The sequence below is a fragment of the Trinickia sp. NRRL B-1857 genome (assembly GCF_050470685.1).
GTDB lineage: Bacteria > Pseudomonadota > Gammaproteobacteria > Burkholderiales > Burkholderiaceae > Trinickia.
The window spans coordinates 1,174,841-1,195,758 of record NZ_JBFLUK010000001.1 but is presented as its reverse complement, the minus strand read 5'-3'; the positions used below and the strand labels follow the sequence as shown (position 1 = coordinate 1,195,758).

Genomic DNA, 20,918 nt, shown 5'->3' with positions numbered 1-20,918 from the left:
GTATAACCGAGGACTCTCATGAACGATCCGAAACCTTTCGACCCGCGTCTCGATCCGACGCGCACGATCCGCGCGCCGCGCGGCGCCGAGAAGACATGCAAGAGCTGGCTGACCGAAGCGGCTTATCGCATGATCCAGAACAACCTCGACGCCGAGGTGGCCGAGCATCCGCATGCGCTGGTCGTCTACGGCGGCATCGGCCGCGCCGCGCGCAATTGGGATTGTTTCGACCAGATCCTCGCTTCGCTGAAGGATCTCGAAGAGGACGAGACACTCTTGATCCAATCGGGCAAGCCCGTCGGGGTATTCCGCACGCATCCCGACGCGCCGCGCGTATTGCTCGCGAACTCGAACCTCGTCCCGCATTGGGCCACGTGGGATCACTTCCACGAACTCGATCGCAAGGGGCTCATGATGTACGGCCAGATGACGGCGGGCAGCTGGATTTATATCGGCAGCCAAGGGATCGTCCAAGGGACGTACGAAACGTTCTATGCGGTCGCCAATCAACACTTCAACGGTGAGGCGAAGGGCCGCTGGATTCTGACGGGCGGCCTCGGTGGGATGGGTGGGGCGCAGCCGCTGGCCGCGACGATGGCGGGCTTTTCGATGATCGCGGTCGAATGCGACGAGACGCGGATCGATTTCCGTTTGAAGACGCGCTACGTCGACCGCAAGGCGAAGACGCTCGACGAAGCACTGGCGATCGTCGAGGAGGCGAGCGCGAGCGGCAAGAGCGTCTCGGTCGGCCTCGTGGGTAACGCGGCCGACGTGTTCGAGGCGTGCGTGGCGCGCGGCATCACGCCCGATTGCGTGACCGATCAAACGAGCGCGCACGATCCGATCAACGGCTATCTGCCCCAGGGCTGGAACGTCGAGCAATGGCGCGAGCGGCAAAAGACGGATCCGCAAAGCATCGTCGTACCGGCGAAGCAATCGATGGCGCGCCAGGTGCAGGCCATGTTGACGTTGCAAGCGCGCGGCGCGGCGACGCTCGATTACGGCAACAACATCCGGCAGATGGCGCTCGATATGGGCGTCGCAAACGCATTCGACTTCCCCGGTTTCGTACCGGCGTACGTACGGCCGCTGTTTTGCGAAGGCAAGGGCCCGTTCCGCTGGGTGGCGCTCTCGGGCGATCCGGAAGACATCTACAAGACGGATGCGAAGGTCAAGGAGTTGATTCCCGACGATCCGCATCTGCACAATTGGCTCGACATGGCGCGCGAGCGCATCGCCTTCCAAGGATTGCCGGCACGCATCTGCTGGGTCGGCGTCAAGGATCGCTACCGGTTGGGTCTCGCCTTCAACGAAATGGTCAAGCGCGGCGAGCTTAAAGCGCCGATCGTGATCGGTCGCGATCACCTCGATACGGGCTCCGTGGCGAGCCCCAATCGCGAGACGGAAGCGATGAAGGACGGCTCCGACGCCGTGTCCGATTGGCCGCTGCTCAATGCGCTGCTCAATACGGCCGGCGGCGCGACCTGGGTATCGATTCACCACGGCGGCGGCGTGGGCATGGGCTTCAGCCAGCACGCGGGCGTGGTCATCGTCTGCGACGGTACCGATGCGGCGGCCCGGCGCATCGAGCGCGTGCTCTTCAACGATCCCGCGACGGGCATCATGCGCCACGCCGATGCCGGATACGACCTGGCGCGAGAGACGGCGCGCGAAGTCGGTCTGAAGCTGCCGATGCTCGGACGCTGACACGCATGGGCATCCGAACGCAGACGGCGGGGCTCGCTCGCTCGCGCCTGCCGCTGCGGATCGTCCGCGCGCGCGCGCTTGCGGCCACGCCTTGGAAGAACGGTGGCGGTATGACACGCGAGGTCGCGGCATACCCCGTCGGGGCGAGTTTGGACACCTTCGTCTGGCGCGTCAGCGTGGCCGACGTCGCGCAGCCGGGACCGTTCTCGACGTTTGCGGGCATCGATCGGACGCTCGTGCTGCTTGCCGGCGCGGGCATGCGTTTGTGCGAACGCGCAGGTCCTACGCACGCGCTGACGGAGCCGCTTGCGGTAGCGAGGTTCGACGGCGAAGCGTCGCTGCACGCCGAGCTCGTCGACGGGGCTACGCGCGATTTCAATCTGATGGTGCGCCGCGATCGCGCGCGCGCCGAGCTGCAAGTATGGCGAGGCTCGGGCGTGCATAAGCTTGATGCCGACGCCGCGCTCGTGTTTTGCGCGCACGGCGAGCTCGACGTGCGTCTCGACTCCGCTCAGTTCGGTGCCCGGCGCGCCGTTTCCGAGCAAGCGACGCTCGGGGCGATGGATACGCTCGTGCTCGATGCGCCGCGGGCGCTGCACTGCGACGTGACGGGCGAGGGTGCCGCGCTGGCTGTGCTGTTGCAATACTTATAACGGGCAGTTGCCGATATTCCAAGGTCATTATGAGCGAGCGGGTTTGGCGGCATTTCGATTTATGTCCGAGAGGGGACACGAGCGAGTCGATCGCGGACGCCGCGTTAGCCGTGCGTGACGGCATCATCGCGTGGCAAGGCGCTGCGCGCGATCTGCCGCGCGAATTCGCCGCTTGGCCGAGCGAGGATCTGGGCGGCGCCTGGGTGACGCCGAGCCTCGTCGATTGCCACACGCATCTCGTGTTCGGCGGCGATCGCGCCGACGAGTTTGCATTGCGGCTCGCGGGGGCGAGCTACGAAGAGATCGCCAAGCGCGGTGGCGGGATCGTCTCGACGGTGCGCGCGACGCGCGAGGCCGACGAGGAGACGTTGATCGCATCGGCCGGCGCCCGCCTGGAGCCGTTGTTGGCCGAAGGCGTAGGCGCGATCGAGATCAAATCCGGTTACGGGCTCGACGCGGCGAGCGAGCGCAAGATGCTGCGCGCTGCGCGCGCGCTGGCCCGGCGTTACCCCGTCTCGGTGTACACGACGTTCCTCGGCGCCCATGCGTTGCCGCCCGAATACGCGGGCCGCGCGGATGCCTATATCGACGAAGTGTGCGAGCGGATGCTGCCCGCGCTGGCCGACGAAGGGCTCGTCGATGCGGTCGATGTGTTCTGCGAACGCATCGGATTCACGCTCGCGCAAAGCGAGCGCGTGTTCGAGGCCGCCGTACGCCGGGGTCTGCCCGTGAAGATGCACGCGGAGCAATTGAGTCTATCGGGCGGCACGGCGCTTGCCGCGCGCTATCGTGCGCTCTCGGCCGATCACCTCGAATTTCTCGACGAGGCCGGCGTGCAAGCGATGAAAGAGGCGGGGACCGTCGCGGTGCTGCTGCCGGGTGCCTATTACTTCATCCGCGAGACGCAACCGCCGCCGATCGACTTGCTGCGCCGGCACGGCGTGCCGATCGCGCTCGCGACCGATTGCAATCCCGGCACGTCGCCGGCCACCTCGTTGCTCGCGATGCTCAATCTCGGTTGCACGCTGTTTCGCCTCACGGTGCCTGAAGTCCTGCAAGGGGTCACCCGGCATGCGGCACGCGCATTGGGGCAAAGCGAACGGCATGGCGAACTCGCGCCGGGCCGGGCCGCCGATTTCGTCGTCTGGCCGGTCGGTACGCTGGCCGAGCTGGCCTACTGGATCGGCCGCCCGTTGGCGGCTCGCGTCGTACGCGCGGGCGCCACGGTTTATACGGCGCCCGTTTCGCCGTGGACGGGGCGTACCGAAGGACAAGCCGATTCGTTCGAAGGGTTCGAAAGGAGCGTGAAGTGACGACCGACGGCAATGCATTGTTCGCCGCGCATGCGTATTTGCCGCAGGGTTGGCGGCGCGACGTGCTGCTCGAATGGAACGACGAGGGCATGTTGACGGCCGTGACGCCCGATTCGCCGGTACCGCCGGGAGTCGCGCGCGCGAATGGGCCGCTCATGCCCGGCATGCCGAATCTGCATTCGCATGCGTTCCAACGCGCGATGGCCGGACTTGCCGAATACCGCGCGCAAGCGGGCGATAACTTTTGGAGTTGGCGCGATCTGATGTATCGGCTCGCGGCGCGCATCACGCCCGCCGCGCTGGAGGCGATCGCACGGTGGCTCTATATCGAAATGCTCAAGGCCGGCTATACGTCCGTGTGCGAGTTTCACTACGTGCATCACGCGCTCGACGGCAGCCGCTATGAACAGGTTGCCGAACTAGGGCAGCGCGTCGTCGATGCCGCCTCGCAGGCCGGGATCGGGATGACGATGTTGCCCGTGCTCTACGAATACAGCGGGTTTGGTAAGCGCGAGCCGCGCCCCGATCAGCGGCGCTTCATCAATACGCCGCAATCGTTGCTCGAGTTGTTGCTGACGCTGCGCCGTGCCCGGCCCGAGCATGGCGCACTGGCGTACGGCGTCGCGCCGCATTCGTTGCGCGCGGTATCGCAGCCTTCATTGCACGCACTGCTCGATGGGCTCGATGCCCAACTTCCGGGCGCGCCCGTCCATATCCACATCGCGGAGCAGACGGGCGAGGTCGACGAGTGCCTTGCCGCCACAGGCGCGCGGCCCGTCGCTTGGCTCCTCGATCATTTCAACGTCGACGCGCGATGGTGCCTCGTTCATGCGACGCACGTGGATGATGCCGAAGCGGCGGCGTTGGCCGCGAGCGGCGCCGTGGCGGGTCTGTGTCCGACCACGGAAGCGAACTTGGGCGACGGAATTTTTCCGGCGCAGCGATATCTCGATGCCGGCGGCTTAATCGGCGTGGGCTCGGACAGTCATATCGCGGTCGATTGGCGTTCGGAGTTGCGACTGCTCGAATACGGGCAGCGTCTCGCGCTGCGACAACGCAACGTGCTGGCGTCGGCCACGCGGCCGCAGGTGGCCGAGCGTCTCGTCGACGCGGCATTGGCCGGCGGCGCACGGGCCAGCGGCCGCGCCATCGGCGCCCTACAGGCCGGGCGGCGCGCCGACTGGCTCGTATTGGATCCCGCCCACCCGAGCCTCGATGGGCGTCGACCCAACGATTGGCTCGCCGCCGTCGTATTCTGCGAACATGGCGATGCGCCGATCGCCGAAGTGCACACGGGCGGGCGCTGCGTCGTGCGCGAGGGCCGGCATCGAGACGAAGCACCGGCCTATGCGGCTTATCGCGAAGCCGTCGCGGGTTTGCAGGCGTAACGTATGAAGCGAAGGACTCAAGGACACTCGTCTTGGGCGTTGATTTGAATTCGACCGATATCTCCATGAACGCTACGCTCGACCCCGCCGTGTTTTCCGTCCGACCCGGCACCTTGCCGGTTCTGATTTCGATGCCGCACGTCGGCACGCACGTTCCGGCCGATATTTCGGCGACGATGACCGACGTCGCCCGCTACGTCGACGACTGCGACTGGCACCTCGAACGCCTCTATGCGTTTGCGGCGCGCCGCGGGGCATCCTTGATCGTGCCGTCGCACGCGCGTTACGTCGTCGATCTCAATCGGCCGCCCGACAATGAGAATCTCTACCCGGGGCAGGACACGACGGGTCTCTTGCCGATCGATACGTTCGAGAAAGCGCCGCTCTACCATCCGGGCGGCGAGCCGACTCAGGCCGAAGTTTCGCGTCGCGTGGCCCAATTTTGGCAGCCCTATCACGATGCGCTCGCGAGCACGCTCGCCGAACTGAAGGCGCGGCATGGCGCGGTACTGCTGTGGGAGGCGCATTCCATCCGTTCGCACGTGCCGCGCTTCTTCGAGGGGCGCTTGCCCGATTTCAATTTCGGCACGGCAAACGGCGCGAGTGCCGCCCCCGGGATGGCACAAGCGTTGGCCGAGTGCGTCGGCCGCCACGGCGGCTATACGGCCGCGGCGAACGGCCGCTTCAAAGGCGGCTACATCACGCGTTACTACGGCCGGCCCGACCAAGGCATCCATGCGGTGCAACTCGAGCTGTCTCAGATTACCTATATGCAAGAAACGCGGCCGCATGCCTACGACGAGACGCTGGCTGCGCGCGTCGAGCCGTTGCTCGAGACGCTGCTGGACGAAGCACTCGATCGTCTATCTCGCGTTTGACTTACCCCTTCGCTGAGCGTAACGCCGCGCGCCTGTCAACCCGCTTGAAGCCGCGGCGATGCGTCCGGTAGACAATCGGCACTTGTCGATTGACGGATCGATGCTGCGCCGCTATGGTTTCGGGCCATGGCCGATACCGACAACAGTCACCCGGGCGCGATCGTGCGCCAACTTTGCCTCGATCGCTTCAATTTGAGCGTGACGGAGGGCGCGACGGTGCTCGGTGTGAGCCGCCAGGCGCTGACGAATTTGCTCAGCGGCAAGGCAGGCATTTCGCCGGAAATGGCGCTGCGTCTCGACAAAGCGTTCGGCGGCGGCGCCGAAACATGGCTCCAACGGCAATTGGTGCACGACCTCGCCAAAGCGCGCAAGCGCCTCGACGAACTAAACGTCATCTCGATGGCGCAACAGCGCCAGCGTTCGTTGTTCTGACGCTCGCGGGGACGCTTCGCCCGAAGCGTTGCCTCGCCCGACGATCACGCACTTAGCTCTTCCAATATCTGCTCCGCGAGGAAGTCGCATTCGGGGCGGCCCGATCCCGCGCTGCGCGCGAGCACGATTTCAAGCGGCGGCAGCGCCGGCAGTCCGTGCGCGCGGCCCAATTCGACGAAATGCTCCGGCATCGCGCACCGGGCGATCGGCGCGACGGCTAAGCCCGCTTCGACCATGCTGAATAAGCCGAGCAGGCTAGGGCTTTCATACGACGTGCGGTAGGCGATCCGTTCTCGCTTGAGCGCGCGAATCGCGTTTTCGCGCGCGACACTGCCCGCCGCGAATACGGCGATCGGCAACGGACGCTCACGCCAGAGCGCGGCGCCGCGCGGAGCGCCGGCCCACACCGTCGGTTCCAGCCGGACCCGTTTGCCGCGCAGTCCATGCATGCGCGTCATGCAAGCGAGATCGACTTTGTTCTCGGTCACGAGCGGCGCCAGCGCATGGCTGGGCAGACCGATCACCTGTATCTCGACCTTCGGGTACGTGGCGGAGAACTTGCGCAGCACGGGCGGCAAGAGCGACGAGGCATAGTCGTCGGGCACGCCGATGACCACGCGCCCCTTGACCTGCGGATGCACGAGGGCGGCCCAGGCTTCGTCGCGCAGCGCAAGCATGCGCCGGGCGTAATCGACGAGTATCAAGCCTTCGGGCGTCGGCACGACACTGCGCGCGCGCCGCTCGAAAACCGGCTTGCCGAGCGCCTGTTCGAGCGCTTTGATCCGCATGCTGACGGCCGATTGCGAACGGTGTACGGAGGCGGCGCCGCGCACGAAGCTGCCCGCGTCGGCCACGGCAACGACCATCGTCAGCACGTCTATATCGAGTGTCTTCATCGAAAATTCGCCATCAGAAAAACTGAAGATGCGGATCAATATAACGCGTTTGTCTGAAGGCAGCCTAGCCGGCATACTCGTTCGCGACTGGCCGGTCCCCATTCATTTCCGACAAAACACGAACGATGACGACGACTTACGAAGCGCTCAAAGCGCGACGCTTGGCTATCGACATGACGCGCGGCAAGCCTGCTGCCGATCAGCTCGATCTTTCGCAGGCGCTGATCGACGACGCGGCGGCGGCCGGTTACCTTTCGCGCGACGGCATCGATTGCCGCAATTACGGCCATGGACTCGGTTTGCCCGAGGCGCGTGAGCTAGGCGGTCAATTGCTCGGGCTCGATCCGAGCCAGGTGGTCGTCGCCGGCAATTCCAGTCTCGAACTCATGCACGATGCGATCGCCTTCGCCATGTTGCGCGGCATCAACTCGGGGGAGCCTTGGCGCCTTGCCGACGAAGTGGCGTTCCTATGCCCGGTGCCCGGGTACGACCGGCATTTCGCGATTTGCGAGGCCCTCGGCATTCGCATGATCGCCGTGCCGATGAACGACGACGGGCCCGATATGGCGCGCGTCGAAGCGCTCGTCGCGGCGGACCCGGCAATCAAAGGTATGTGGTGCGTTCCACTCTATAGCAACCCGACCGGTGCGATCTACTCGCCCGAAGTCGTGCGGCGTTTGGCCCGAATGCCCGCGGCCGCGAGCGATTTCCGCTTGTTTTGGGACGACGCCTACCGCTTTCATCACCTAACCGAAGAACGTTATGCGAGTCCCGACATCATCGGCGAGTGCGTGCGTGCCGGTCATCCCGATCGGGCGTTGATGTTCGCGTCGACATCGAAGGTGACGTTGGCCGGCGCCGGGTTGGCTCTCTTCGCTTCGTCGCCGCGCAATGTCGATTGGTGGCAACGTTGCGTGTCGGTCCGTACGATCGGGCCCGACAAGATGAACCAGTTGCGGCACGTGCGCTATCTGCGCGACCGGGCGACGCTTGCGGGGCTGATGGACCGGCATCGGGCGATCTTGCAGCCGAAGTTCGCGGCGCTCGAGGCGTCGCTGCAAGCGTTGCTGGGAGAGGTGGCCGATGTTTCCTGGACCAAACCGAAAGGCGGCTATTTCGTCAGTCTCTTCACGCCGGACGGCTACGCGAAGCGGACGGTCGAATTGGCTGCCCAAGCGGGCGTCGTATTGACGCCCGCCGGTGCGGCGTTTCCCTATGGGGACGATCCGCGCGATCGGCATTTGCGTATCGCGCCGAGCTGCCCCAGCCCGGCGCAGATCGAGCAAGCGGCGCAGGTCATCGGGCTGTCGTTGCTCCGCGCCTTGGACGAAGGCGTGCGTCGCCGCGCATGACGCACGCTTACGCGCCGATGCGAGTGGCGATGAATTCGCCTTCGAGCCGCCAGGTCTCGCCATCGGGATCGAGTGCTTCGCCGATCCAATGAAAGCGATCGGCGGTGATCTCCGTGAAGCGCCAGCGCGTCGCTTGGCCGTCGGCGCGCGAGCCCGTTTGTACGATGTCGGCGCCGATGCGCCGGCCGATCTGCGCTTCTCGATGTCCGCCCGCCGGGTTGTTCCATGCGATGCGCCATGCGCGTATCGCAGGGTCCCATGCACGCAGTGTCGACCCATACATATCGTTTTGAGGATCGCGCGCCATGCGCCCCGCGCGTCGATCCTCGCGAGCGGGCATAATCCAAGTATCTTGGACAGCGCGTCCCTCCAGCACCCAGCAGGCATGCATCTCGCCGGTCAGGTCCTCGCCGCGCACGTCGTACCCGCGGTAATGGAGGACTTGCAGCGCCCAGCTGCCGACGAGCCAGCCGTAGACGTCGTCGGCTTCGTCGATTCGCGGCGAACGGCCGGGCGAGGCCAGGGCCGAAAGGAACGCTCCCGAGGCGCCGCTTCCGATGGGGTTCATGTCGATCTCCGTGTGAAGGGTCATGGACCGGCGCTCACGCACGCCGGGTATGTCCGAGTACGGTAAGGCGTGCAGCGAGGCGAAACTTGGCAAAAATTGCGCTGGATCTGGAGCACGCGCTCGCGCGCCGGGCACGCGAAGCATCGAAGGGAGCGACGGCCTCTCGGATCGTCGCGAGCGGCGAGGGGTATTCGGTGGCCGACGTGCTGTGCACCTGCGGTCCCGGCGATGCGGCCTTCGAGGAGCGCCACGGCGCGTTTTGCATTGCGCTCGTCGTGGCCGGCGCGTTCGAATACCGCTGCGCGACGGGGCATGCGTTGATGACGCCCGGCGCCGTCTTGCTCGGCAACGCCGGCGAATGCTTCGAGTGCGGCCACCGTCATCGCGCCGGCGATCGTTGCATCGCCTTTCACTATCGGCCGGAATTCTTCGAGCGCCTATTCGCCGATGCAGGGTATGCGGGCCGCGCGCCGTCATTCGCCGGCGCACGCATCGAGCCGACGCGCGAGCTGGCATCGTACGTTGCCACCGCCGGCGCTGGGGTCGCCGCTTCGGCGAATGGCCCCGACGTGCCGTGGGATGAAATGGCATTGAGCTTGGCGGCGCGCGTGCTGCGGCATTTCGACGGCGCTCGCTCGGTCGAGCCGAAACCGTTGCCGCGCGGTGCGCTGGCGCGTGTCGTCGATACGCTCAAGTGGATCGATGACGCACCCGACACCGCGCTCGGCGTGCACCGGCTTGCCGAGCACGCGGGACTCAGCCCGTATCATTTCTTACGCACGTTCGAGCGCGCGACCGGCGTGACGCCGCATCAATACGTTCTTCGTGCGCGTTTGCGCCATGCCGCGCAATCGCTGGCCGATGACCCCGACAAGGTGGTTGACATCGCGTTTGCTTGCGGCTTTGCCGATTTGTCGAATTTCAACCGTGCGTTTCGGGCGGAGTTCGGCGTCGCGCCGCGTGCGTATCGCAAGCGTTGGCAGCGATGAGTGTGCGCCTGCATCGCGTTGGCCCGCCGCCTCGCGAACGACGGCGCATGCGGTGCTTGGCGGTCTCTTTGTGCGCGTGGGCGGTCTCGCTCGGGGGCGTCTTCGCGTATGCGGCGCCCGATACGGCCAAGACGAGCGAGTCGAGCCCGGTCACGATCGAATCCGATCTGCATGTTTTCATCGTCGCGCATGACGGCTCCGTCGTCGAACACGACGACGCCACGCTGCGGGCCGATACCGTCGCCGGCATCGACGACATCGCGCAGCGCTACGTATGGTTCAACAAGGACATCGAGCGGATCGACGCGCTGTCTGCCGAGTCGATCGATCCGCACGGCGGCGTGCATCCGGTCGGCCCCGATGCGATTCGCGATATAGAGGAGCCGCGCGCGGCCGGCGCGCCGACGTTCGAAGACGGTGTCTTGCGAACCGTGATCTTCCCCGGTATCGAGCCGCTCTGGCGCACGCATCTGACGTTCAGCAAATCGCGCAAGGCGGCGCAGGCCGGCATGTTCGAATACTTCGCCGTACCGGCCCCCGAGAGCGTGCTCGATCAGCGGCTCGTTTTCGACCTGCCGGCCGATATGCCGCTTTACTTCGATGCGCGCGGCTATGTGGCGCGCGAGCCCGTCACGAGCGGCGAGCGCACGCGCTACGAGTTCGACTATCGGCACGGTCCGTTTGCGCGGGCCGAGCAAGGGGCGGTCGGGGCGGCGAACGACGGCGACCGGCTGATGGTAACGACGCTGCCGAGCTATGCGGCATTTGCCGAGCGATACCGGGATAACGCCAAGGATCCGAGTGCGAGCGATCCGGAAGTCGTCGCACTTGCACAAGCGCTCACGCGTGGCGCGCCGGATGACTGGACGAAGGCGGCGCGCCTATACGATTGGGTCCGGGCCAATATCCGCTACGTCGCGCTTTTTCTCGGCGAGACGGCGGCAAAACCGCATCGGGTCGTCGACATCCTTCATCATCGCTATGGCGATTGCAAAGACCATGTGGCGTTATACGGCGCCTTGCTCGCGGCGGTAGGAATTCGCAGCGAGCCGGCGTTATTGGGCTCGGGCGCGGTCTACACGCTGCCTTCCGTGCCGGGCTACGGCGCCGGAGCGATCAATCACGTCATCGTATGGATTGCCGCGCTCGATCGATTCGCGGATACCACGGCGGGCGGCGGCATCGCGTTCGGATTTTTGCCGCCGAGCGTCATGGACCGGCCGGCATTGCTCGTCGACGACGGCGTATTGACGCGTACCCCGGCGACCCAGGCGCGCGAACGGCGGGCGCGTCTGGCGATCGATATCGGCGAGAGCGGCGATGCGCATTACGGCTATCGGGTCGAGGACGGGGGCTTTACGGCCGAACTCGAGCGCAACGTATTTCGCCGTGCGACGCCCGCACGTGCCGTTTTGATTGCTCGCGAGCGGCTGCGGCAAACGGGGCTGCGCGCCACGGCCACGGTCGAAACCGGCGACGTGAATGCGTCGAGCGGTCCGTTCGATGTGACGATGACCGGCGCGATCGAGCATCTGGTTTGGTCCAATGGCACCAGTGCCTTTCCGGCTTTGTCGAGCTTCGCGGGCGGTATCGCATCGCAAGTCGAAGGCTGGCTCGCCGAATCGGTGCGGACGCAATCGTACGTCTGCATGGATGGCGCGTTTTCGGAGGAAGGTGTCGTGACGTTGCCGCGAGATTTGACGCTCGTCTATATGCCGTCGGACGTCACGATCGATGCTGGCCCGATCGGATACGCGGCGCACTATGTCTTCGATCCCGTGTCGCGCGCGGTGCAGATTTCGCGCCGGTTAGAGGCGCGGTTCGGAAAACAAGTGTGCAGTCCGCAAGCGTTCGACGCGATGCGCGATGCGCTGCTGCGCATCGAACGCGATACGTCCGCGCAAATCGTCGTACAGGCGAAGACGGCGCACGCCGTGCGCTGATTGCCGCGATCGTCGATGCCGCCCGGCACGCATCGTCTCGCGCCGGGCGGATTGTCTATCGGTTTATTGCATCGAGTCGCGCGGGCCGGTCTTTAGAACGGCGACCAGCCCAGGCCCCCTTGATTGTGCTCGTCGCCGTCGTCGCCATCGCCGTCACCGTCACCATGGTGTCGACGGTCGAAGCGGAACGCATCGAATAGATCGCCGATCGCAGGCGCATTGACCGGCACATACGGATTGGCGGACGACTGCACAGGGTTCGGCAAGTTGTCGCGGCTGCGCTGGGTGATCGGCGCGAGTTGCCAATTGCGTTCGATGAACTTCACGAGCGAGACGTGATCGGCGTATTGGTGCACGACGCGGCCGCCGCGCGAGTACGGCGACACGACGATCAGCGGAATCCGTGGACCGTCGCCGAAGAAGTCGACCGGCTGGATATAGCCCGAATCGTAGTAGCCGCCGCCTTCGTCGTTCGTGATGAATATCGCCGTCGATGCCCACAGCTTCGGATTGTTGCGTACCGCATCGACGATCTTGCGCGAGAACGCCTCGAACAAGCCGTATTTCGACGAAGACGGGTGGCCGTCGAGCAAGCCGCCCGGCTTCACGAACGAGACGGCCGGTAGCGTCCCGCGCGCGATATCGGCGTACAGATCGGTCGCGTCTTGCAAGTGGGCCTTGACGATTTCAGGCTTCGTCATGATCGCCGTTTCGTAGAGAAACGGGTTGCAGATGTTGCAGTAGGTGCTCGTCGGCGAATTGGCGACGAACGAATTCCAGCCCTCGCCGTAGTATTTCCACGAGACACCTTTTGCGAGCAACGTATCGCCGATCGTGCGGACGGGCGACGGCGGGATCGTGAACGCGTTGGTATTGACCGTCCCGTCGCCGTTATAGCCTGGGTTGTAGTTGTTGAGCAGGTAGTAGGCGCCGGGCGCGCAATTCGCGTTCGGGCGGTACGGCAGCGAATCCAGATAGCTTCTGACGGCACCGACGCCGGGCGCGCGCGGGTCGGAGCAATTGCTATACGAACCGCCCGAGTAGCCGTCTTGCGCATACCAGTTGTTGGTGCCGGGAGCCGGCCGCGGGTCTTCGATTTGATTGGACGGCGGCATGGCCATATGGCCGTGCCCGTCCGTGTAGTACAGGGCATCGGCCGTGCCGATCATGATGCTGTTCGCGCCCGTGCCGCCCATGACGGGCTGGTGATAGTTATCGCTGATGGTGTAGCGACGCGCGAGTTCCGTGAAGTAGGGCATGTCGCCCGTGTTGACGTTGTAGTAGCCGAGCGCCGTCGAGCCTTCGCCGGTGGTTTGGTCCGTGAAGTTGGCCGGCTGCGGCTTGCCGTTGGCGCCGGCGCCGACCGACGTTTCCACCCAGGCGAACAAGTCCATGGCGCAGCCGCTCGGATTCGCTTCGGTCGCGTGCGCCGCGCTGCAATCGGATTGCTGCCAGTTCTGATAGAAGCGATGCACGGGGCTCGCCATGTACTGGTCGTAGTCGGGGCCGACACGCGAGATCTGGTACGGGCCGTTAGGCAGCGCGAACGTGTTTGCGCCGAAGCGCGTATCGGGCACGTGGTGGGCAAGGCCCGTGGCGCCCGTCGTCAGTTGTGCGACATCGCGCGCCTCGAGCACGGCGCCTTCGAACGCTTGCGCGGCGGCAAGCGTGGCGAACGGCGGGGCGTTGGTGTCGCTCGCGGCGGTCGGCGCCGAGCCCGTGTTCGGAGCGGGTAGGACCGGATAGGGCTGCTTGCCGCCAGGGCTCATGTCGAAACGCATCGGATCGACGGCTTGCGCGGTGTTTTGCGCGGCGAGCGCGAAGTGGGGGCCAGGTTTGCCGTCGGCGGTAATGATGCCTCTCGACAGCAGGTTCGATACGCGCTGACCGGCGCGCGGCTTGAATGCGCCGAAGACCTGGTCGAAGGTGCGGTTCTCGCCGACGATGACGATCACGTGCTTGATCGGCGTGACGGTTGCCGTCGATGGATCGTGCGGCTGACTTTCGGCGAGCGCGGGCAGGAGCGCGCCGGCCGCTGCGAGCGAGAGCGTGCCGAGCGTGATACCGGCGCGCGCAAGCGGGTTAATCGGATTACCACCTCTGAGCTTGTTGTATCGCTTCATTGCGAATCTCCGTTGACTGACAGCCGACTGCGGGGATTGGAAGCGTAGCGATGTGGTGGGGCGGGCCTTCGGCCTCTTCGCGTCTTTGATTCGATCGACGGATCGTTTGTGTCGTCGACGATACCGGTCGACGATGACGTATGCGCGAAAGGAATGTGACGCTCGCAAGGCGAGCGGTTGACACGGTGTAAGGTGCGCACGCAAGCCGCCCCGTTTTTGCCGGTGGGCGGCTTGCGCGGATGTCAGGGTGAATGACCTTGGACGTAACGGCTCGTTACTCTATCGCGACACCCTCTCGCTCCAGCGCGCGCCGTACCGCCGCGCGCTCGACCATGTGTTCGGCATGGGCGGTCCATGCAGGGTACTGCTCGCGCATCGGCATGCCGATGCGATTGCCCCAGCGATACAACACGAGCAGAAAGGGATCGACGATGCAATAGCCGCTCGGCATCGCCCACATGCGTCCGTCTCCGAGCGTCTCTTCGATCTTGACGTAGGCCTCTTGGACGATGCGGCGGCCGTTTGCGCGCAGCGTCTCATGCGGAGCGGAATCGGCGGCGCTGAACCGTTCCGGTCGCCAGAGCTCGGCGTAGCCCACGCCATGCACCCATCCTGCGAGCCACGACAGCCACTCGAGCGCGCGCGCTTCGTCGACGGCGTTCGTGTTCGGCAGCAGACCGGCTTTGGGGTGTCGCTTGGCCAGGTAGACGAGAATGGCCGGCAATTCCGTAAGAACGCGCGATTCGCCGGCGATGTCGAGCGCGGGGACGAAGCCTTTAGGGTTGATCGCAAGATAGCGAGCCTGCCGATTTTCCGAGCGGGCGACGGAAACCTCTTCCAACGCATAAGGCGCGCCGATCTCTTCGAGCACGACGTGTACGGCAAGCGAGCAGGCGCCGGGGGAGTAATAGAGTCGATAGTCCATGTCGGAAGTATCTGGTTTAGGTACGTGGCGCAGTCTAGCGAGCGGCGCCTGTCGTGGACAAACGATTAATTGTGGGCATCAAGCATTAGTGGTACTAATGCCTCATGCACAAACGTCCCCATCTCCCACCGCTTCAAACGTTGCGCGCATTCGAGGCCGCGGTAAGGCTCGCGAGCTTCACGCGCGCGGCCGACGAACTCGCGTTGACCCAAGGCGCGGTTAGCCAACATGTTCGCGCGCTCGAAGCGAGACTCGGTACGCCGCTCTTCGCGCGCGAGCGTTCGGGTGCGGTACCTACGCCGCGTGCGCATGAACTCGCGTTGCAAATCCGGCAAGGCTTGAACGTGCTCGAGCGCGCGTTCGATCCCCTGACCCATGGGGCGAGCCGCGCGCGCGGCCGCATGCGCGAATCGGTTCGGTTGACCGTAAGCGTGCTGCCGCCGTTCGCCGATCGTTGGCTGACGCCGCGGCTCGATCGATTCAAGCGCAAGTACCCGCATATCGAACTGGTGCTACGCAAGGAGGCGGCGCTCGCGCGACTCGACCGCCGCGACGGCGTGGACGTCGCATTGCGTTACGGTCCTGGTGCGTGGCCGGGCGTGCAGGCCGAGCGTTTTATGGAAGAAGAGATCTTCCCGGTGATGAGTCCGGTTTACCGTAACGGCGCGGCGCCTCGGCGCTTCGCGGATCTCGCGCATTGCACGCTGCTCAAGCATCGGGCGCAGCCGTGGGAGCCTTGGTTTCAAGCGGTGGGGCTCGATTTGACCGAACCGCGCGGCGCGCCGCGGTTCGACGACGCGCGCGGGCTGCTCGATGCGGCGGAGCAGGGGCAGGGGATTGCGCTCGCGCGGGCTTCGCTCGTTGCGCAAGCGCTACGCGAAGGGCGTCTCGTCCGCTTATGGAAGCGGCGCGTGACCGATATCTACGCGCACTTCGTGGTCTGGCGGGCGGACAGCCCTAAACGCGAGGCGATCGAAGCGCTGCGAGCGTGGCTGCATAGCGAAGCGGGGCGCCGCGCCGGCTGATCGTTCGATCACGGCGCGGCGGGGCGACTACACGACGTTGCGTTCGACGACGGGGCGGTTGTTCAAAACCCGGTCGAAGCCGAGAGGAGACAGATCGAGCGAGACGAACCGTCCTTGCAAGATGAGCTCGGCCACGCCGCGGCCGGTCGCGGGGCCTTGTTGCAAGCCGTGACCGCTGAAGCCGTTCGCGAAAACGCAATTGTCGATGTCGGGGTGGTACCCGATGATCGCGTTGTGATCGAACACGTTGTATTCATAGTAGCCCGACCAAGCATGCTCGACGCGCAGCGCTTCGAACTGCGGCACACGGTGCGCGAGCGTCGGCCAGATCACGTCGTCGAACAGCGCGTGATCGACCTCGTCGAGCGGCAGATCGTCCGGGTCGTGATCGGCGCTCGGCGACGTTCCGCAAATATAGGTGCCGCCTTCCGGGCGGAAATAAACGCCCGTCGGGTCGATCAGCAGGGGACAACGCTCGAGCTTGGCCGGCGAGCTGACGTTGAAGATGCTGCGCCGGCGCGCGTAGACGGGCAAAGCGATGCCGAGCATATCGGCGACACGGCGCGCCCAAGGCCCCGCCGCGTTGACGAGCACATCGCATTCGAGCGTATCGCCGTTTGCCGTAACGACTTCGCTCACGCGCCGGCCTTCGCGCCGGAGACCCGTCACTTCGGTGGCAAGGTAGCGCGCGCCGAGCGATTGCGCTTTCTTGCGCAACGCCTGCACGAGTCCGTAGCCGTCGAACCAGCCTTCGCCCGACACGCCGTAGGTACCGGCGACGAGATCTTCGGTGTTCAGCCACGGGAACGTGTCTTGCAGGGCCGCGCGCGGCAAGTAGCGGATATCGGCGCCGAGCGACGTTTGCAGCGCGTGGTTCTCGCGCAAGATCGTCTCGCCGGCGGGCGTGGCGAGAAATAGATAGCCGCCTTCGTGCAGATCGATCGACGGACTGTGCCCATCGACGGCCAGCCGCTCGCCGATCGAGCGGAGAAATTCGATCCCGTAGAGCGACATCTGCACGGATAAGGGCGTCGAAAACTGTTGGCGGATCGAGGCGGCCGAGAGTGCCGAGGAGGCGCGCGCGTAGGTTGGGTCGCGCTCGAGCACCGTCACCGCGACGCTCGGGTCGGCGTTGCGCAGAAAGTAGGCCACCGCGCTGCCGATGACGCCGCCTCCCACCACTACGATCTTCGAAACCATTAGGACTCCAAAACGAATTGCGAAAAAGACGCGGCGCCCGCGGGCGCCGCGCCGAACGAGCGTAACGGGGTATCGAGGGTTAGGAGCCGCCCTTCGTCACGATCGTCACGAATTGGCCGCCTTTCACTTGGTACATGGTCGAGGAGCCGTTCTTCAGCGAGCCGTCGGGGTTGAACGCGATGTGCCCCGTGATGCCGTCGAACCCAATGCTTTGCAGCTTCGGACGGTAGGCATCGGGCTTGGTCGAGCCGGCCGCTTGCATGGCCTTGATGGCGGCCCAGGCCGCGTCATAGCCGAACGGCGCATACGAGAGCACGTCGACGCCGAACTTTTGCTTGAAGCGATCCGCAAACTTCGCGCCGACCGGCGTGCTGTCGAGCGGACGTCCGTATTCCCAGGCCATCGCGCCCTCGGCGCTGTCGCCCGCGAGCTTGATGAAGTCGACGTCCTTCACGCCGCCGCCGCCCACGAACTGCGCCTTGATGCCGAGCTGCGTCATTTGCTTCATGATGCCGGCGGCTTGCGGATTGAGCGCCCCGACGAAGATGAGATCGGGATTCTTGGCCTTGATGTTCGTGAGCTGCGTCTTGAAGTCCGTTGCCTGGTTCGTCGTGTATTCGCGATCGACGATATTGCCGCCGTGCGCCTTCGCGGCTTTCACGAACTCGTCCGCTTCGCCTTGACCGAACGCGGTGCGATCGTCGATGACGGCAATGCGTTTGGCCTTGGTCGTCTCGACCGCATACACGCCGGCGGTGCCCGCGTTTTGCGCATCGCTCGAAATCACCATGAACACGTTCTTATAGCCGCGTCCGCTAATCATCGGATTGGTGGCGGCCGGATCGATGTCGGGAATGCCGGCTTTTTCGTAGAGTTCCGATGCGGGAATCGTCGTGCCGGAATTGAAGTGGCCGACGACGACCGATACGCCCTCGTCGACAAGCTTTTGCGCGACCTGGACGCCTACGCGGGGGTCGGCTTGATCGTCTTCCGATACGAGTTCGAACGAGACGGGTTGACCGGCGATTTTAACGCCTTGGGCTTTGGCATCGTCCAGGGCCATTTTGACGCCGTTTTCGAGATCTTTGCCATAACTCGCATTAGGCCCCGTGAGCGGAGCGGCAAAGCCGATTTTGACGACGGTATCCGCGCGAGAGGCGAGCGGGGCGAGCGCGAGAAGTGCACCAACTGCAACTGCGATAGGGCTGAGGGTCTTCGCAAAACGCATGTTGTTTCCTTTGTCGGCAAGCTGAAGTGACTGCTTTGGCGTGCATGCCGGTTCGCTCGCTTGCCTGTCGCGCAGCGCTAGGCTTGATCGAGGCGGCGGCCGGTGCACGGCTCTTGTTCGTCTTGGTACGGCGTGTGGCGGGCACCTCCTGCAAGCGCATGTGTTGATCGAACCGCTCGACGTAAGAAGCGCCGCTGCGATCATTCGAGAGGACTATATGGAGCCAATAACGCTCCGTCTTGACCTTTCGCGACGATTCCTGTGCGCATTTCGGCACAGCCAATGAACCCGATCAATCGGGACTATTACGCCCGGTCGCTTATGCGGATTCATCCTATTTGTCGCATTTTTGCGCCGCAGCGAGCGATAAGAATTAAATAGCACTCCGAACAATCCCTAAGGTGCTCGGCGTCAAGTTTGCGCCGCGGCATGCCGTTTACCTGTACGGAGGATCACGAGTCCTCGCAGCTAATTCGTCTGAAGGAATCGTTTGAATGTTTGCTTCAATTCGCGCGCGTGTGCTCGCAGCCTGTCTCGCCATCGTCGTCGGCTCGTTGGTCGTCAATGCGGCACTGAACTTCTTTGTAGTCGATTCCCACGAAAACGACTCGATCAATAACAACTTAGTCGCACTGGCGAACGGCCATAACGCCGGCATCGGCGAATGGGTCGCGACTAAGACGGCCGCCATCCAGGCACTCCAAGACATCACGCTCGGCGCAGCCGATCCTGCCCCGGAATTCAAGCAGGCCATGGCCGCGGGCGGTTTTTCGAACGTCTATGCGGGCTATGCCGACAAGAGCGCCAAGTTCGGCGATGCAACGGGCATTCCGCCCGGCTACGATCCGACGGCTCGCCCTTGGTATAAGCAGGCGGCCGCGGCGGGCAAGCCCGTGGTCACGCCGCCTTATGTCGATGCGGGCACGGGCAAGCTCGTCGTCGCGTTCGCCGTGCCGATCATTCGCGACGGTTCGCTCAAGGCCGTCGTCTCGGGCGACGTCGCGATGGATAGCGTGATCGCCAACGTCAAAGCGATTCACCCGACGCCGAATAGTTTCGGCGTGCTCGTCGACGGCGCGGGGGACATCGTCGCGCACCCCGACGCGAAGCTCACGCTCAAACCGATCTCGACGCTCATGCCGAGCATGAGCACCGCGAGCATTGCATCGCTCGCCGGCGCCGCCGAACCGCTCGAGACGACGGCGGACGGCCGCTCGATGCTGCTGCGCGGCGTGAACGTGCCCGGTACCGATTGGACCGTTATCGTCGCACTCGACAAGACCGACGCGACCGCCGGCATCCGCTCGTTCCTGACGACCTCGGCGATCGCGCTGGTCATCATCGTCGTGCTCGCCGCGCTGATCGTATCGGCGGTCACCGCGAAGGCGTTCAAGCGTTTGTCGCAAGTGCGCGACGCGATGGATGCGATCGGCTCGGGCACCGGCGATCTGACGCAACGTTTGCCGTCCGACGGCCGCGACGAAGTGGCCCAGATCGCGCGTTCGTTCAACTCGTTCGTGGACAAGTTGCGCGACGTCATGCGTCAAATTCGCGATACCAGCGAATCGGTCCGCACGGCGGCCGACGAGATCGCAGCGGGCAACCTGGACCTCTCCGGCCGCACCGAATCGGCGGCGGCGAGCTTGCAGGAAACGGCGGCCTCGATGGAGGAGATCACCTCCACGGTCACGCAGTCGGCCAGCTCGGCGCGGCAAGCGAACGACATGGCCGCATCGGCTTCGACGGTCGCGTCGCGCGGCGGCCAGGTCGTCTCCGAAGTCGTGACGACGATGGGCACGATCGAATCGGCCTCGGGCAAGATCGGCGACATCATCGGCGTGATCGACGGGATCGCGTTCCAGACCAACATCCTCGCGTTGAACGCGGCGGTGGAGGCGGCTCGCGCGGGCGAGCAGGGACGCGGTTTCGCCGTGGTGGCGGGCGAGGTGCGCAGCTTGGCACAGCGCAGCGCGCAGGCGGCCAAGGAGATCAAGTCGCTGATCGAATCGACGATCGATAGCGTCTCGTCAGGCTCGAGCCAGGTCAAGCGCGCGGGCGACACGATGACGGAGATCGTCTCGAACGTGTCGAGCGTGACGACGATCATGTCCGAGATCACGAACGCGGCGGACGAGCAGACGCGCGGCATTCAAGAGGTCAACCGCGCCGTGTCGCAGCTCGACGAGATGGTTCAGCAAAACGCGGCGCTCGTCGAGCAATCGGCCGCCGCGGCGTCCGCATTGCAGACGCAGGCGGTCAACCTCGCCGGCGCGGTCGCGCAGTTCCGGCTCGACTGAC

The 20,918-nt window shown here is 64.9% G+C and carries 17 protein-coding genes; 11 read left to right on the top strand and 6 right to left on the bottom strand.

Annotation, left to right across the window (positions count from 1 at the left end):
- Window positions 1-18 precede the first annotated feature (18 nt).
- The 6 genes from hutU to AB1286_RS05130 all read left to right on the top strand — a co-directional run bounded on the left by hutU (window position 19) and on the right by AB1286_RS05130 (window position 6,371).
- Window positions 19-1,707, top strand: coding sequence for a urocanate hydratase (hutU, locus tag AB1286_RS05155; RefSeq protein ID WP_430362258.1), 1,689 nt, complete (start codon window positions 19-21; stop codon window positions 1,705-1,707).
- A 5-nt stretch (window positions 1,708-1,712) separates the two neighbouring features.
- Window positions 1,713-2,360 (top strand): HutD/Ves family protein, encoded by a 648-nt coding sequence (locus tag AB1286_RS05150; RefSeq protein WP_430362257.1) that lies wholly within the window; start codon window positions 1,713-1,715, stop codon window positions 2,358-2,360.
- 29 nt (window positions 2,361-2,389) lie between these two features.
- Entirely contained in the window at window positions 2,390-3,673 is a 1,284-nt protein-coding gene (gene hutI, locus AB1286_RS05145; protein ID WP_430362256.1) for an imidazolonepropionase, read from the top strand.
- Window positions 3,670-5,061, top strand: a complete 1,392-nt coding sequence (locus AB1286_RS05140) for a formimidoylglutamate deiminase (RefSeq protein WP_430362255.1) — start codon at window positions 3,670-3,672, stop codon at window positions 5,059-5,061. The genes hutI and AB1286_RS05140 overlap by 4 nt, the downstream gene beginning before the upstream one ends.
- A 65-nt stretch (window positions 5,062-5,126) precedes the next feature.
- Entirely contained in the window at window positions 5,127-5,939 is an 813-nt protein-coding gene (hutG, locus tag AB1286_RS05135; protein ID WP_430362254.1) for an N-formylglutamate deformylase, read from the top strand.
- Between the two features lie 126 nt (window positions 5,940-6,065).
- The gene (locus AB1286_RS05130; protein WP_430362253.1) at window positions 6,066-6,371 is read left to right on the top strand and encodes a HigA family addiction module antitoxin; all 306 of its coding nucleotides are present in this window, start codon (window positions 6,066-6,068) and stop codon (window positions 6,369-6,371) included.
- A 44-nt stretch (window positions 6,372-6,415) separates the two neighbouring features.
- On the opposite strand, the gene AB1286_RS05125 is transcribed toward AB1286_RS05130, so the two are convergent.
- Window positions 6,416-7,267 carry a LysR substrate-binding domain-containing protein gene (locus tag AB1286_RS05125; protein ID WP_430362252.1) on the bottom strand — a complete coding sequence of 284 codons (852 nt, stop codon included), beginning with the start codon at window positions 7,265-7,267 and terminating at the stop codon, window positions 6,416-6,418.
- A gap of 104 nt (window positions 7,268-7,371) precedes the next feature.
- Between AB1286_RS05125 and AB1286_RS05120 the strand changes: the two genes are divergently transcribed.
- Window positions 7,372-8,619 carry an aminotransferase class I/II-fold pyridoxal phosphate-dependent enzyme gene (locus AB1286_RS05120; RefSeq protein ID WP_430364988.1) on the top strand — a complete coding sequence of 416 codons (1,248 nt, stop codon included), beginning with the start codon at window positions 7,372-7,374 and terminating at the stop codon, window positions 8,617-8,619.
- Between the two features lie 7 nt (window positions 8,620-8,626).
- On the opposite strand, the gene AB1286_RS05115 is transcribed toward AB1286_RS05120, so the two are convergent.
- Window positions 8,627-9,187, bottom strand: a complete 561-nt coding sequence (locus tag AB1286_RS05115; protein ID WP_430362251.1) for a hypothetical protein — start codon at window positions 9,185-9,187, stop codon at window positions 8,627-8,629.
- An 86-nt stretch (window positions 9,188-9,273) separates the two neighbouring features.
- On the opposite strand from AB1286_RS05115, the gene AB1286_RS05110 reads away from it, so the two are divergent.
- Window positions 9,274-10,176: a helix-turn-helix transcriptional regulator gene (locus AB1286_RS05110; protein ID WP_430362250.1), complete on the top strand. Its 903-nt coding sequence runs from the start codon at window positions 9,274-9,276 to the stop codon at window positions 10,174-10,176.
- 47 nt (window positions 10,177-10,223) lie between these two features.
- Window positions 10,224-12,119: a DUF3857 domain-containing transglutaminase family protein gene (locus AB1286_RS05105; RefSeq protein WP_430362249.1), complete on the top strand. Its 1,896-nt coding sequence runs from the start codon at window positions 10,224-10,226 to the stop codon at window positions 12,117-12,119.
- A gap of 92 nt (window positions 12,120-12,211) precedes the next feature.
- On the opposite strand, the gene AB1286_RS05100 is transcribed toward AB1286_RS05105, so the two are convergent.
- Together AB1286_RS05100 and AB1286_RS05095 are read right to left on the bottom strand one after the other, a co-directional pair.
- On the bottom strand, window positions 12,212-14,242 hold the full coding sequence (locus tag AB1286_RS05100; protein ID WP_430362248.1) for an alkaline phosphatase family protein: 2,031 nt from the start codon (window positions 14,240-14,242) through the stop codon (window positions 12,212-12,214).
- Between the two features lie 274 nt (window positions 14,243-14,516).
- Window positions 14,517-15,167, bottom strand: a complete 651-nt coding sequence (locus tag AB1286_RS05095) for a glutathione S-transferase family protein (RefSeq protein WP_430362247.1) — start codon at window positions 15,165-15,167, stop codon at window positions 14,517-14,519.
- 104 nt (window positions 15,168-15,271) lie between these two features.
- Between AB1286_RS05095 and AB1286_RS05090 the strand changes: the two genes are divergently transcribed.
- Window positions 15,272-16,192 carry a LysR substrate-binding domain-containing protein gene (locus tag AB1286_RS05090; protein WP_430362246.1) on the top strand — a complete coding sequence of 307 codons (921 nt, stop codon included), beginning with the start codon at window positions 15,272-15,274 and terminating at the stop codon, window positions 16,190-16,192.
- A 27-nt stretch (window positions 16,193-16,219) separates the two neighbouring features.
- Here AB1286_RS05090 and AB1286_RS05085 read toward each other — a convergent pair whose 3' ends face one another.
- Window positions 16,220-17,392, bottom strand: coding sequence for an NAD(P)/FAD-dependent oxidoreductase (locus AB1286_RS05085; RefSeq protein WP_430362245.1), 1,173 nt, complete (start codon window positions 17,390-17,392; stop codon window positions 16,220-16,222).
- Between the two features lie 79 nt (window positions 17,393-17,471).
- Window positions 17,472-18,620 (bottom strand): branched-chain amino acid ABC transporter substrate-binding protein, encoded by a 1,149-nt coding sequence (locus AB1286_RS05080; protein WP_430362244.1) that lies wholly within the window; start codon window positions 18,618-18,620, stop codon window positions 17,472-17,474.
- 494 nt (window positions 18,621-19,114) lie between these two features.
- On the opposite strand from AB1286_RS05080, the gene AB1286_RS05075 reads away from it, so the two are divergent.
- Window positions 19,115-20,917 carry a methyl-accepting chemotaxis protein gene (locus AB1286_RS05075; RefSeq protein WP_430362243.1) on the top strand — a complete coding sequence of 601 codons (1,803 nt, stop codon included), beginning with the start codon at window positions 19,115-19,117 and terminating at the stop codon, window positions 20,915-20,917.
- Window position 20,918: the final 1 nt, after the last annotated feature.

What these genes read in the sequence shown, in the direction of transcription:
- hutU (WP_430362258.1), top strand. Translation starts at nt 19, where the DNA reads ATGAACGATCCGAAACCTTTCGACCCGCGTCTCGATCCGACGCGCACG.
- AB1286_RS05150 (WP_430362257.1), top strand. Translation starts at nt 1,713, where the DNA reads ATGGGCATCCGAACGCAGACGGCGGGGCTCGCTCGCTCGCGCCTGCCG.
- hutI (WP_430362256.1), top strand. Translation starts at nt 2,390, where the DNA reads ATGAGCGAGCGGGTTTGGCGGCATTTCGATTTATGTCCGAGAGGGGAC.
- hutG (WP_430362254.1), top strand. Translation starts at nt 5,127, where the DNA reads ATGAACGCTACGCTCGACCCCGCCGTGTTTTCCGTCCGACCCGGCACC.
- AB1286_RS05130 (WP_430362253.1), top strand. Translation starts at nt 6,066, where the DNA reads ATGGCCGATACCGACAACAGTCACCCGGGCGCGATCGTGCGCCAACTT.
- AB1286_RS05125 (WP_430362252.1), bottom strand. Translation starts at nt 7,267, where the DNA reads ATGAAGACACTCGATATAGACGTGCTGACGATGGTCGTTGCCGTGGCC.
- AB1286_RS05115 (WP_430362251.1), bottom strand. Translation starts at nt 9,187, where the DNA reads ATGAACCCCATCGGAAGCGGCGCCTCGGGAGCGTTCCTTTCGGCCCTG.
- AB1286_RS05105 (WP_430362249.1), top strand. Translation starts at nt 10,224, where the DNA reads ATGCGGTGCTTGGCGGTCTCTTTGTGCGCGTGGGCGGTCTCGCTCGGG.
- AB1286_RS05100 (WP_430362248.1), bottom strand. Translation starts at nt 14,242, where the DNA reads ATGAAGCGATACAACAAGCTCAGAGGTGGTAATCCGATTAACCCGCTT.
- AB1286_RS05095 (WP_430362247.1), bottom strand. Translation starts at nt 15,167, where the DNA reads ATGGACTATCGACTCTATTACTCCCCCGGCGCCTGCTCGCTTGCCGTA.
- AB1286_RS05090 (WP_430362246.1), top strand. Translation starts at nt 15,272, where the DNA reads ATGCACAAACGTCCCCATCTCCCACCGCTTCAAACGTTGCGCGCATTC.
- AB1286_RS05085 (WP_430362245.1), bottom strand. Translation starts at nt 17,392, where the DNA reads ATGGTTTCGAAGATCGTAGTGGTGGGAGGCGGCGTCATCGGCAGCGCG.
- AB1286_RS05080 (WP_430362244.1), bottom strand. Translation starts at nt 18,620, where the DNA reads ATGCGTTTTGCGAAGACCCTCAGCCCTATCGCAGTTGCAGTTGGTGCA.
- AB1286_RS05075 (WP_430362243.1), top strand. Translation starts at nt 19,115, where the DNA reads ATGTTTGCTTCAATTCGCGCGCGTGTGCTCGCAGCCTGTCTCGCCATC.